General features: G+C 63.8%; 10 protein-coding genes. 5 read left to right on the top strand and 5 right to left on the bottom strand.

All coding sequences use genetic code 11. The annotated features are described in order from the left end of the window. The first annotated feature begins 196 nt into the window (after window positions 1–196). Window positions 197–1,252 carry a tetratricopeptide repeat protein gene (locus C4K38_RS16905; protein ID WP_053279372.1) on the top strand — a complete coding sequence of 352 codons (1,056 nt, stop codon included), beginning with the start codon at window positions 197–199 and terminating at the stop codon, window positions 1,250–1,252. A 13-nt stretch (window positions 1,253–1,265) separates the two neighbouring features. On the opposite strand, the gene C4K38_RS16910 is transcribed toward C4K38_RS16905, so the two are convergent. The 5 genes from C4K38_RS16910 to C4K38_RS16930 form a co-directional block, all read right to left on the bottom strand. After that, window positions 1,266–1,643, bottom strand: coding sequence for a response regulator (locus C4K38_RS16910; RefSeq protein ID WP_009049261.1), 378 nt, complete (start codon window positions 1,641–1,643; stop codon window positions 1,266–1,268). Window positions 1,644–1,721: 78 nt separating this feature from the next. Beyond that, on the bottom strand, window positions 1,722–2,903 hold the full coding sequence (locus tag C4K38_RS16915; RefSeq protein ID WP_053279373.1) for a hybrid sensor histidine kinase/response regulator: 1,182 nt from the start codon (window positions 2,901–2,903) through the stop codon (window positions 1,722–1,724). Beyond that, window positions 2,897–3,502 (bottom strand): chemotaxis protein CheB, encoded by a 606-nt coding sequence (locus tag C4K38_RS16920; protein ID WP_053279374.1) that lies wholly within the window; start codon window positions 3,500–3,502, stop codon window positions 2,897–2,899. The genes C4K38_RS16915 and C4K38_RS16920 overlap by 7 nt, the downstream gene beginning before the upstream one ends. Continuing rightward, window positions 3,499–4,314 (bottom strand): CheR family methyltransferase, encoded by an 816-nt coding sequence (locus C4K38_RS16925; protein WP_025808689.1) that lies wholly within the window; start codon window positions 4,312–4,314, stop codon window positions 3,499–3,501. The genes C4K38_RS16920 and C4K38_RS16925 overlap by 4 nt, the downstream gene beginning before the upstream one ends. After that, window positions 4,314–7,811, bottom strand: coding sequence for a response regulator (locus C4K38_RS16930; protein WP_053279375.1), 3,498 nt, complete (start codon window positions 7,809–7,811; stop codon window positions 4,314–4,316). Before C4K38_RS16930 ends, C4K38_RS16925 begins: the two co-directional genes overlap by 1 nt. A gap of 259 nt (window positions 7,812–8,070) precedes the next feature. Between C4K38_RS16930 and C4K38_RS16935 the strand changes: the two genes are divergently transcribed. The 4 genes from C4K38_RS16935 to efeU all read left to right on the top strand — a co-directional run bounded on the left by C4K38_RS16935 (window position 8,071) and on the right by efeU (window position 12,000). After that, entirely contained in the window at window positions 8,071–8,430 is a 360-nt protein-coding gene (locus C4K38_RS16935; RefSeq protein WP_053279376.1) for a response regulator, read from the top strand. A 128-nt stretch (window positions 8,431–8,558) separates the two neighbouring features. Continuing rightward, entirely contained in the window at window positions 8,559–9,851 is a 1,293-nt protein-coding gene (locus C4K38_RS16940) for a glycosyltransferase (RefSeq protein ID WP_053279377.1), read from the top strand. Window positions 9,852–10,006: 155 nt separating this feature from the next. Further along, a complete protein-coding gene (locus C4K38_RS16945; protein ID WP_009049268.1) occupies window positions 10,007–10,912 on the top strand; it encodes an AraC family transcriptional regulator in 906 nt (301 codons plus the stop codon). Between the two features lie 245 nt (window positions 10,913–11,157). Further along, complete coding sequence (gene efeU, locus C4K38_RS16950; RefSeq protein WP_053279378.1) at window positions 11,158–12,000, top strand: iron uptake transporter permease EfeU; 843 nt, start codon at window positions 11,158–11,160, stop codon at window positions 11,998–12,000. The last annotated feature ends 3 nt before the right edge of the window (window positions 12,001–12,003 follow it).

A 12,003-nucleotide genomic window follows, 5' to 3' on the forward strand; every position in this document is an offset into this window, starting at 1 on the left:
TTTTCCCGAACTTTTGATCATTCGCGCCAATCCCTTCGTCAAGCAGAGTGCTGGGACAAGCCGGGGCCGCTCTTCCAGCCTGGCCCCACCGCGAAAACCCGAGTCGTGCCCGTCGACCCGCAACCGGGTTTGACTCCGAGGGGAACCTGACCGAAGCTTGCGCCTTCGTAAAGCCGCCCCTGCCATGGATGCCTGCATGACCAAGCCCCGCCGCACCCTGCTGATCAGCCTCCTCGTCGTCCTGGCCCTGGGCCTGGCGTGGCTGTTCCTGCGCACCACGCCGCCAGTGGTGCCGGATGCGATCAAGCACGGTTATGGCAAGGCCCTGGAACAGGCACGCAACGGCCAGCCCGGCGCGGCGCGGGTGCTGTATCAGCAGCTGGGGCGTCCCGACCTGTCGGACAGCCGGCGCATTCGCCTGCTCGCCGAGCTGCACAACTACCCCAGCCCGCAGGCGCTGAAACTGGCCGACGCCGGCCTGCACCACACCACGCCCGAGGTCCGCGAAGCCGCCCTCCAGGCGGTGCTCGGCCTGGTCCCGGCGCGCCAGCGCAGCCTGCTGATCGGCCCGCTGCTGGACGATGAAGTGCAAGCCGTGCGTTTTGCCGCCGTCACCGCCCTGCTCGGCCTGTCGCCGGATGAACAGGGCCTGTATTTCGGGCCGCTGCAGCAAGTGATCGACGAGTACACCCAGGTGCTCAAGGCCCAGCCGGAGAACGTCGAGGCGCAATACCAGCTGGCGCGCCTGTACCTGCACAACGCCAACCTGGTCCAGGCCCAGCAGACGCTGGAGCACGCCTTGAGCCTGCAACCGGACAACCTGCAGGCGGTGATCCTGCAACTGGAGGTGCTGGACCGCCAGGGCCGGAGCGAAGATGCCCGCCAGTTGCTGGCCAAACAACTGCAGGCGCAACAGGATTCCGCCTACCTGCAACACGCCCTGGGCATGTGGCTGCTGCACCACGACCAGAGCGAGTTCGCCCTGCTCGGCCTGTCCCGCGCCGTGGAGCTGGAGCCGAACAACGCCGGCTACCGCTACGACCTGGCCACCACCCTGCACAGCCAGGAAGAGCTGGAGGCGGCGCAGAAACAGCTTGAGGAAATCGTCCAGCGCCAACCCGCCAACCGCAAGGCGCGGGTGCTGCTGATCAAGTACTGGAAGGAAAGCGGCCAGCTGCAGAACGTGCAGATCCTCCTGGCCCAGCTGGAACAGCAGAACCCCGACGATCCGGCCTTGCAGCAGGGTCTGTAAAGGCCCAGGGGTGTCACGCCAGCAGGCGCTGGATCTGTTCCTGCAGGCTGTTGAGGTCGAAGGGCTTGGCCAGGATCGGCGCGCTTCGCGCGATCGGGCTGCCGGACTCGAGAATCTCGGTGGGGTAACCGCTGATGAAAATCACCTTGAGGTCCGGACGCAACTTCACCGCGGGTTCGGCGATCATCACCCCGGTAATCCCGCCCGGCAGCCGGTAGTCGGTGATCATCACATCCAGGTGCGGTTTGCTGGCGAGGATCTCGAACGCCTGCTCGCCGTTCTCTGCCTGCAACACCCGGTAGCCCAGGCCCGACAGATAGTCGGCGAGCAACATCAGAATCACCGGTTCATCTTCGACGATCAGTACGACGTCTTGTGCATCTTCACTCATGAGAAGCCTTTGTTCGGTCAATAGCTGCTGATACGACCATCCGGTCATCCAGAAGGTTGCGTGGGTGCCGGTGTTTTCCTACAGCGGCAGACAAACGCGAAACAGCGCACCTTCGCCGATCCTGCTGTCGACTTCAATGGTGCCGCCATGGGCGGTGACGATCTGCTCGGAAATGAACAGCCCCAGCCCGAGCCCAGCCACCGCATGATTGACAGAGACGCGCTCGAACTGCTGGAAGATACGTGCCTGGTTGTCCTCGCTGATACCGATCCCGTGATCGCGCACTTCGACCCGCGCCTGCCCGTCCGCACTGTACACCCGCACTTCGATCGGGCTCTTGGCGCCATAACGCAAGGCATTGGTCAGCAGGTTGGAGATCACCTGCTCGATGCGGAACTCGTCCCACTGGCCGAGCACCGAGTCTTCGCTGGTCAGGGCGATCGACGACTCGGCGGCCTCGGCCTGGGGCGCGAAGTTCTCCAGCAGGCCGCGCACCAGTTGCACCAGGTCGACCCGGCTCGGGCGGATCGACAGCTTGCCGGTACGGATCCGCGAGATGTCCAGCATGTCCTCGATCAGGCGGATCAGGCTTTTGATCTGGCGCTCGTCGCGGTCGACCATGGCGTGCATCTTGTCCAGGGTGAAGGCGGCGGCGTTGTCGCGGGCCAGGTGCATCTTGCGCAGCTGGGTTTCCAGGATCAGGCCGTTCAACGGCGTGCGCACCTCATGGGCGACGATCGACATGAAATCGTCACGCATGCGCACCGCCTGCTCCAGTTCGTTCTGGGTCGCCTGCAACTGCTTGAGCAGCGCCTCCTGCTCGCGCCGGCTCTGCTCCAGGGCTTCGACCTGCTGCTTCATGGCCTTGCTCTGCCGGTACAGGTCGACGAACACATTGACCTTGCTCTTCACCGCATGGGTATCCAGCGGCTTGTGCAGGAAGTCCACCGCGCCGCTTTCATAGCCCTTGAAGGCATAGTCGAGTTCGCGCCCGGCGGCGCTGACGAACACGATGGGAATGTTCTTGGTCTTCTCGGTGCCGCGCATCAGCTCGGCCAGCTCGAAGCCATTCATGCCGGGCATCTGTACATCGAGAATGGCCATGGCGAACTCATGCTGGAGCAACAGCGACAAGGCCTCGTCCGCCGACAGCGCCTTGTACACCTGGCGATCCTCGCGCTTGATCAGCGCTTCGAGGGCCAACAGGTTCTCTGGCAGATCGTCGACGATCAGCAGCTTGGCTTGGATATTACTTAACATGCGATTCGTTCCAGCTCGACAAGCAGACGGCTGATGCCGTGCAAAGGGAGAATGTAATCCGGTCGGTGCAGCGCGATGGCCGCCTCGGGCATGGTCGCCACCTGGGCCTCGGCCGGGTCCTGGACGATGCTCAGGCCGCCGCGCCGCTTGACCTGGGCCAGGCCATGGGCGCCGTCCTGGTTGGCCCCGGTCAGCAGCACCGCGGCCAGGCGCGGGCCATAGGCATCGGCGGCGGAGTCGAACAGGTAATCGATGGCGGGACGCGAATGATGCACGCGTTCCTCTTGGCTCAGGGACAGGCTGCGGTCCTGCTCCACCGACAAGTGATAACCGGGCACGGCGAAATACAGGGTGCCGCGGTCGATGCTCTGCTTGTCGCGGGCCTCTTGCACCGGCAGCGCCAGGCGCTGGGCGAACACCTCGGCCAGCTGGCTGCGATGCTCTTCGGGCAGGTGCAGCACCACCACTATCGGCAGGCGGAAGCCCTCGGGAAAGGCCGCGAAGATTTTCAGCAGCGCCTCGACGCCGCCGGCCGACGCGCCTATCACTATGGCCTCGACCCGCGGCAAGGCGGATTGCCCGATGGCGTAGTCCTTCATGATTTGCGGTAGACCCGTTCTTGTTTGACCAACGGCTCGAAATGCTCGCCGTAGGCCGAGAAGTCCAGGGTTTCCTTGCTGCCCAGCACCAGGAAACCGCGGTGGCAGAGCGACTCGTGGAACAGGCCGAAGGCCCGGTCCTGCAACTTCTTGTTGAAATAGATCAGCACGTTGCGACAGGAAATCAGCTGGGTTTCGGAGAACACGCTGTCGGTCGCCAGGCTGTGGTCGGCGAAGGTCACGTTCTCGCGCAGGGTCTTGTCGAAGATCGCGTAGTCGTAGGCCGCCGTGTAGTAGTCGGCAAAGGAGCGCAAACCGCCGGCCTGCTGGTAGTTCTGGGTATAGGCGCGAATGTTCTCCAGGGAAAAGATGCCCTGCTTGGCCTTCTCCAGGGAGCTGGGGTTGATGTCGGTGGCATAGATGATGGTGCGCTCCAGCAGCCCTTCCTCGCGCAACAGGATGGCCATCGAATAGACCTCCTCGCCCGTGCTGCAGCCGGCGATCCAGATCTTGATCGAGGGGTAGGTCTTGAGCAGCGGCACCACTTCCTGGCGAATCGCCAGGAAGTGCGACGGGTCGCGAAACATCTCGCTGACCGGGATCGTCAGGAACTGCAGCAACTGCATGAACGCGCCCGGGTCGTGCAGCACCCGCTCCTGCAGGGCGGAAATGGTCTTGCATTCGAACTGGCGCAGCGCATGGTTGATCCGGCGCTTGATCGAGGCGCCGGAGTAATCGCGGAAGTCGTAGCTGTACTTGAGGTAGATAGCTTCGATCAACAGACGCAGTTCGATCTCGGTATTGCGCTCCACTAGATTCTTTCCATCTTGGGTAACCAGACTCGAATAAGGGAAAACAGCCGGTCGAGGTCGATCGGCTTGGCCAGGTAATCGTTGGCGCCGGCCTGCAGGCAGCGCTCCTGATCGTCCTTCATGGCCTTGGCGGTCACCGCAATGATCGGCAGCTTGCGCCAGCGTGGCTCCTTGCGGATCTCGAGGGTGGCTTCGTAACCATCCATCTCGGGCATCATCACGTCCATCAGCACCAGGTCGATATCCTCGACTTCATTGAGCTTGGCGATCGCCTCATGGCCATTACGGCCGATGACCACGATCGCCCCCTTCTGCTCCAGGGCGCTGGTGAGGGCGAAGATGTTACGCACATCGTCGTCCACCAGCAGGACCTTGCGCCCCTCGAAGACCTTATCGCGGCTGCGGGCGGCCTTGAGCATCTTCTGCCGCTCATGGGACAACTGGGACTCGACTTTGTGCAGAAACAGCGTCACTTCGTCCAGCAGGCGCTCGGGCGAACGCGCGCCCTTGATGATGATCGAGCGCGAATACTTGCGCAGCTCCGCCTCTTCATCGCGGGTCAGGTTGCGCCCTGTATAGACGATCACCGGCGGGAAGGAGCAGATGTCCTCGGTGGACATGCGCTTGAGCAGGTCGTTGCCGAGCATGTCCGGCAGCTTCAGGTCGATGACCATGCAGTCGTAGAGGTTGTCGCGCAGCAGCTCCAGTGCTTCCTGGGCCAGGCCGACGGCGGTGATCTCGATGTCGTCGTCGCCGATCAGCCGGGCGATGCTGTCGCGCTGCAGGTCGTCGTCCTCCACCAGCAGCACGCGCTTGACCTTCTGGGTGAGCTTGGCTTCCAGGCGGGCGAACACGTCCTTGAGCTCTTCGCGGGTAGTGGGCTTGACCGCGTAGCCGATGGCGCCCATGTGCATGGCGGCCTCGACCCGGTCTTCCACGGAAATCACATGCACCGGGATATGCCGGGTGGTGGCGTGCGCCTTGAGGCGCTGCAACACCGTCAGCCCGGAATGATCCGGCAGGCGCATGTCCAGCAGGATCGCGTCCGGCACGAACTGTTCGGCCAGGCTGTAACCCTCGTCGGCGCCGTGGGCCACCAGGCACTGGTAACCCAGCTCGTGGGCCAGGTCATACAGAATGTGGGCAAAGTTCGCTTCGTCCTCCACCACCAGGATGCAGCGGGTGGTGAACGGCGCCTTGTCGCGATCGTCGGCGAAACGCGGAATCTCCACCTCGGGCACCAGGGGGGCCGGCGCCGGAGCCGGTTTGCTCGGTGCCTGGATCACCGGTGCCGCGACCGGCTTGAGCTCGTCCTGTTCCTCTGCCACGCGCTCGACATACTGCTCCGGCAGCACCAGGGTGAAGACACTGCCCTGCCCCGGCTCGCTGGCGACCGTGATCGAACCGCCGAGCAATGCTGCCAGGTCGCGGGAAATCGACAAGCCCAGGCCAGTGCCGCCGTAACGGCGATTGGTGGTGCCGTCGGCCTGGCGGAAGGCTTCGAAGATACTTTCCTGCTGCTCCGGGGCGATCCCGATGCCCGAGTCGCGCACGGCAAAAGCAATGCCCGCCTCGGGCTGGCACGACACGCTCAGGCTGACCTGGCCCTTCTCAGTGAACTTCACCGCGTTGGACAGCAGGTTCTTGAGAATCTGCTCGACCCGCTGGCAGTCGGTGAACAGCCTCTGCGGCACGCCGGGCTGCAACTCGACACGGAACTCCAGGCCCTTGTCCGCCGTCAGCGGCTGGAACAGCCCGCGCAGGCCCTCGACCAGGCGCACGACGCTGGTGTTTTCCGGACGCACTTCGAGCTTGCCGGCTTCGACCTTGGAAATATCGAGAATGTCGTTGATCAGGTTGAGTAGATCGTTGCCCGCCGAATAGATCGACTCGGCGAACTGCACCTGTTCGGCGCTGAGGTTTTCCTGGGGGTTTTCCGCCAGCAGCTTGGCCAGGATCAGCGAGCTGTTCAGCGGCGTGCGCAGCTCGTGGGACATATTGGCGAGGAATTCCGACTTGTACTTGCTCGAACGCTGCAGCTCCTCGGCACGCTCTTGCAACTGCACCTGGGCCAGGTTCAGCTCACCGTTCTTGCGGTCCATGGCGTCGCGCTGCTGCGCCAGCGCCTGGGCCTGCTCGGCCAATTGCTCGTTGGTCTGCTCCAGCTCCACCTGCTGGGCTTCCAAGTGTACCTGGGACTCCTTGAGCACCCGCGACTGTTCCTCGAGTTCTTCGTTGGCGGTCTTCAGTTCTTCCTGCTGCACCTGCAGCTCTTCGTTGAGTTGCTGGGTTTCGGCCAGCACTTCCTGCAGGCGCTGGCGATAACGCGCGGCTTCGATGGCGGTGCCGATATTGCCGGCGATCAGCTCCAGCAGCTCGACATCGCGCTCGCTGAGGGCGCGCAGGAAGCCCAGCTCGATCACCCCGTTGACCCGGTCGTCGTCGCTGGTCGGCACCACCAGCACGCTGCGCGGCACGCCTTCACCGAGGCCGGAGCTGACCTTGAAGTAATCGGCGGGAACCTCGTCCAGACGGATCAGCCGGTCCTGCTGGGCCGCCTGGCCGACCATGCCTTCACCGATGAAAATCGACTGTTCGCGCTCTTCCTGCTCGCGGGAGAAACCGTAGGCGGCCACGCGCTTGAGGCCGCCGTGCTCCTCACGCACATACATCGCCGCCACGGCGCTGCCCAGGTACTGCGCACAGAACTGCAGGATATTGCGCCCCAACAGGTTCAGCGTCAGTTGCCCCAGCAACTGCTCGGCCAGTTCGGTCTGACCGCTGCGCAGCCAGGCCTGCTGCTCCAGGGCCCGGGCGCTTTTCTGCTGGGCGGCGAGGTTGGCGCCGTAGTTTCTGGACAGGTTGAGCAGGTCGCGGCGCCCCATATAGGCCAGCAGACCGCTGATCAGCACCACGAACAACAGGTACAGGGCCACGCTGCGGACCGTGGTGCGGGTGACGTTCTCGTTGCGATCGACCCGCAGTTGCTGCTCCATCGCCACCGCTTCGTCGTATTCCTTGCGCATCTGGTCGGTCAGGCGCTTGCCCCGGCCGGACTGCACCGAGCGGCGATAATCGCCCTCCTGGCGGCGCATCTCGATCATGCCTTTGGCGTAGAGATTCCACTCGTCCTGCAAGGCTTCCAGGCGCTTGAAGCGATCGACCTGCTGCGGATTGTCCGCCACCAGCTCGCGCAGCCCGCGCAACTCGCTGAAGATCTGCGGCTTGGCCACTTCATAAGGGTCGAGGAAATGCTCGTCGCCGGTGATCAGGAAGCCGCGCATGCCGGTTTCCAGGTCGACCGTCAGCTTGGCGGCCTGGTTGATGCTGTTGATCACCCGATCGCTGTGCTGGACCCACTGGGTCACCGAGAGCAGATAGCTGATCAGGGACAGGAAGACCACCGCACTGAGCACGCCAACGCCCAGGGGGAGCGCGATGTTGCGACTTAGCAGCTTGCGAAAGCTCTGTTCATCAACCGAAGACGAAGAGATCATTGAAAGGCCTTGGTGAAGTGTCAAAAACCATGGAGTTTGCCCCAAAGGCGGGCGGCGTATCTATTCTTCTGGCAACTCTAGGCACAAATTGCCATCCAGCACTGCCCGCTCTCGATCAGACAGGTTATTCTGGCACAGCTTGTACAGAATTATTTTTTTGTACAGCTTCAGCGACTTGTCATTGCGCGTTATTTATTGCTGCAAGAGGCGATTTTTTTACCGCTGCTGCCGCCCCCTCCCTTTTTTCGAGAGCCTTTCTATGCCCACCACCGATTCCACCATCCTGGTCGTCGAAGACGACACCATCGTGCGCATGCTGATTGTCGATGTGCTGGAGGAGCTGGAATTCAAGGTGCTGGAAGCCGCGGGCAGCGAGGAAGCCCTGACCCGGTTGCAGGACAGCGCGCTGCGGATCGACCTGATGATGACCGACGTCGGCCTGCCCGGCATGGACGGCAAGGAACTGGCGGCCCGCGCCCGCGCCTTGCGCCCGCAGTTGCCGGTGCTGTTCGCCAGCGGCTACGCGGAAAACATCGAGGTGGCCGCCGGCATGGCGGTGATCGGCAAACCCTTCTCCATCGACCAGTTGCGCAACAAGGTCCGCACCCTCCTCGGCTGAACCCTCGGTAACCCCCGCTGACCCGACAAGCGCCTGGGCCCTGGGCGTCAGGGCAGCCGCGCCAGCCCCCCGCTGTGGTTTAATGGCGCCCCCGCAGACACCCCCGCTTTTTTCAGGAATACCCACCCATGAGTCCGACCGCCGCCACCAAAGTCCTGGTCATTGGTTACGTCTGGCCCGAACCCCGCTCCTCGGCGGCCAGCGGGCACCTGATGCAGATCCTCCAGGTCTTCCTCCGGCAAGGCTGGGACATCACCTTCAGCAGCCCGGCCAACCCCGGCGAGCACAAGGAGGACCTGAGCGTCCTGGGCATCCGCGAGTGCCCGATCGAGCTGAACAACAGCAGTTTCGACCGCTTTATCGCCGAACTGGCGCCGGATATCGTGCTGTTCGACCAGTTCATGATGGAGGAGCAGTTCGGCTGGCGCGTCGAGCAGCAGTGCCCCGGCGCCCTGCGCGTGCTGGAGACTTCCGACCTGCAGAGCCTGCGCCACGCTCGCCATCAGCGCCTCAAGGAGCGCCTGAAAGCCAGCGACGACAACGATGACTTCAGCACCCTGTTCGCCCCCGCCGCCGAGCAGGAGTTCGCCGGCATGGCCGACACCGACCAGGCCCGGCGCGAGATCGCGGCGCTGTACCGCTGCGACCTGAGCCTGATGATCTCCGAGTTCGAGATCGAGCTGCTGGTCAAGCAATTCGGCCTGCCGCCGGCCTTGCTGCACTGGTGCCCGCTGATGCCCGAACACATGCCGCACAACTATGTGCCCTTCGCCGAACGGGCGCACTTCCTGAGCATCGGCAACTTCCGCCACGCGCCGAACTGGGATGCGGTGCTCTGGATGAAAAACGCCGTGTGGCCGCTGATCCGCCAGCAGTTGCCGGGCGCGCAGCTGCATATCTATGGCGCCTACACCCCGCCCAAGGCCGCGGCCCTGCACAATCCGGCCCAGGGTTTCCAGGTAATGAACTGGGCCGAGGATGCATTGGCAGTCATGTCCGCCGCGCGAATCTGCCTGGCCCCTCTGCGTTTCGGCGCGGGCATCAAGGGCAAGCTGCTGGACGCCATGCTCTGTGGCACGCCGAGCGTCACCACCCCGGTCGGCGCCGAAGCCATGCACGGCGACGCACCCTGGCCGGGAGCGGTGGCCGAGTCGGCCAGCGCCATCGCCGCGGCGGCGGTACACCTGTACCAGGACCAGGCGCTGTGGAGCGAGGCCCAGGAACAGGGTCGCCAACTGTTGCTTGCGCGCTATCGGCAACAGGTCCACGGCCCGGCTTTGATCGAGCGCCTGCAGCACTGCCGGGCGAACCTGGCGCAACTGCGCCGCGACAACTTCACCGGCGGCATGCTGCGTCACCATCACCACAAGAGCACCCAGTACATGGCGCAGTGGATCGAGGCGAAAAACCGCCTGGCCTGAGGCCGGACCTGTAGCCACTGCTGCAGGCGTCAAGAGCGCGCCCCTTCGGGGCGATCGCAGCCTTCGGCAGCGGCTACAGGGATGTGCTCCAGCGCTGGTGCTGAGGGTTTGAAGGAGGCATGATCTGGCGCAACAAGGATAAAAAGCGCAGCGCCATGAGCCGATCAGCGAGAGTCACCGACCCTTCCTACGAATTGATGGACGACCACAACGGCCTGTCGATCATCTATCGCCAGCACGGCTTTCCCTGCCCCCTGGTGCGCTGGCACTTCCACAAGGAGTACGAGCTGCACCTGATCGTCGCCAGCTCCGGCAAGGTGTTCATCGGCGACTACATCGGCAACTTCTACCCCGAATCGCTGTTCCTCACCGGCCCCAACCTGCCCCATAACTGGATCAGCCAGGTGGCCGAGGACGAAGTGGTGGCCAAGCGCGACATGCTGGTGAACTTCACCGACGAGCTGTTCGAAAGCGGCTACCAGGTGTTCGCCGAACTCAAGAGCCTGACCCCGCTGCTGGAGCGCGCGCAGTACGGCATCGAGTTCCGCTGCAAGCGCACCATCGCCCAGGCCATGGACCTGATGCAGCGCATCGCCGACTCCAGCGGCATCACCCGCCTCGGGCACTTCTTCATCCTGCTGGAGCTGCTGGCCGCCTGTGACGACTACCAGCTGCTGTCCGGCGCCACCAACGTGCAACTGGCGGACGAGCACAACGTCGACCGCACCAACCGCGCGGTGGACTACATCTTCGCCCACTACGCCCGCGAACTGCCGCTGGAGGAAGTCGCCGACTACCTGGGCATGAAACCCACCTACTTCTCCCGGGTGTTCAAGCAGGCCACCGGCCGCTGCTTCGTCGAGTTCGTCAACCGCCTGCGCATCAGCAAATCCTGCGAACTGCTGGCCGACGGCGACAAGCCGGTGACCGACGTGTGCTTCGAGTCCGGCTTCAACAACATCTCCAACTTCAACCGGCGCTTCCAGCAACTCAAAGGCATGACCCCTTCCCACTACCGGCGCCTGGCCGTGCAGCGCCTGACCGAACAGAACCTGGCCTGAAGCCCACAAACACCGCCGCCCCCTTGTAGGAGCGAGGCTTGCCCGCGATGCAGGCACTGCGGTGTGTCAGGCATTGTGTGGCGTGGCTATCGCGGGCAAGCCTCGCTCCTACTGAAGCCATACCACTCCCCCCGTGAAACGCGCTCCGTTCAGCTCGCGTTCAGCAAATGGCAACCATAGTCATTTGCGAATATGTATCATCATGTTACAACTTAGCTCCCTATCTATCTGCCCGCCGGTGCTGAATGCTCGTTCCATTTCTGATCATGCTGCGCGAAGGGATCGAAGCCGCGCTCATCGTTGGCATCATCGCCAGTTACCTGCAACAGACCGGGCGCGGCCAGTGGATGCCGGCCGTGTGGATCGGCGTGTTTCTCGCCGCGGCCCTGGCCCTGCTGGTGGGCGGCGGCCTGGAGCTGATGAGCGCCGAGTTTCCGCAAAAGCAGCAGGAACTCTTCGAAGGCATCGTCGGCCTGGTCGCCGTGGGCATCCTCAGCTCCATGGTGTTCTGGATGCGCAAGGTGGCGCGCTCGATCAAGCACTCCCTGCACACCTCGCTGGACCAGGCGCTGACCGGCTCCCGGCACCAGGTCACCGCGCTGATCGCCATGGTGTTCTTCGCCGTGGCCCGCGAAGGCCTGGAGACGGTGTTCTTCCTCCTCGCCGTGTTCCAGCAGAGCCAAGGCCCCGCCGCACCGATCGGCGCCCTGCTCGGCCTGGTGCTGGCGATCATTGTCGGCTGGCTGATCTACACCGGCAGCATGCGCCTGAACCTCGGCGCGTTCTTTCGCTGGACCGGCCTGTTCATCCTGGTGGTGGCTGCCGGCATCCTCGCCAACTCGGTACAGGCCCTGCATGAAGCCGGGGTCTGGAACCACCTGCAGAGCGTGCTGTTCGACTTCAGCGCCAGCCTGCCGATGGACGGCCCGCTGGGCTCGGTGCTGGCCGGTATGTTCGGTTACCAGGACGCCCCCACCGTCAGCACCCTGGGCGCCTACCTGATCTACCTGCTGGTGACCCTGGTGCTGTTCTTCCTGCCCGGCGCGGCCCCCGCCGCCAGCCCATCGTCTTCCGTTTCCAGCCACTAAGGC

It is taken from the genome of Pseudomonas chlororaphis subsp. piscium, assembly GCF_003850345.1.
Classification (GTDB): domain Bacteria; phylum Pseudomonadota; class Gammaproteobacteria; order Pseudomonadales; family Pseudomonadaceae; genus Aquipseudomonas; species Aquipseudomonas piscium.

Excerpts from the sequence above, each read along its gene's own strand:
- C4K38_RS16905 (WP_053279372.1), top strand. The coding sequence starts at position 197 with ATGACCAAGCCCCGCCGCACCCTGCTGATCAGCCTCCTCGTCGTCCTG.
- C4K38_RS16910 (WP_009049261.1), bottom strand. The coding sequence starts at position 1,643 with ATGAGTGAAGATGCACAAGACGTCGTACTGATCGTCGAAGATGAACCG.
- C4K38_RS16915 (WP_053279373.1), bottom strand. The coding sequence starts at position 2,903 with ATGTTAAGTAATATCCAAGCCAAGCTGCTGATCGTCGACGATCTGCCA.
- C4K38_RS16920 (WP_053279374.1), bottom strand. The coding sequence starts at position 3,502 with ATGAAGGACTACGCCATCGGGCAATCCGCCTTGCCGCGGGTCGAGGCC.
- C4K38_RS16930 (WP_053279375.1), bottom strand. The coding sequence starts at position 7,811 with ATGATCTCTTCGTCTTCGGTTGATGAACAGAGCTTTCGCAAGCTGCTA.
- C4K38_RS16935 (WP_053279376.1), top strand. The coding sequence starts at position 8,071 with ATGCCCACCACCGATTCCACCATCCTGGTCGTCGAAGACGACACCATC.
- C4K38_RS16940 (WP_053279377.1), top strand. The coding sequence starts at position 8,559 with ATGAGTCCGACCGCCGCCACCAAAGTCCTGGTCATTGGTTACGTCTGG.
- C4K38_RS16945 (WP_009049268.1), top strand. The coding sequence starts at position 10,007 with ATGAGCCGATCAGCGAGAGTCACCGACCCTTCCTACGAATTGATGGAC.
- efeU (WP_053279378.1), top strand. The coding sequence starts at position 11,158 with ATGCTCGTTCCATTTCTGATCATGCTGCGCGAAGGGATCGAAGCCGCG.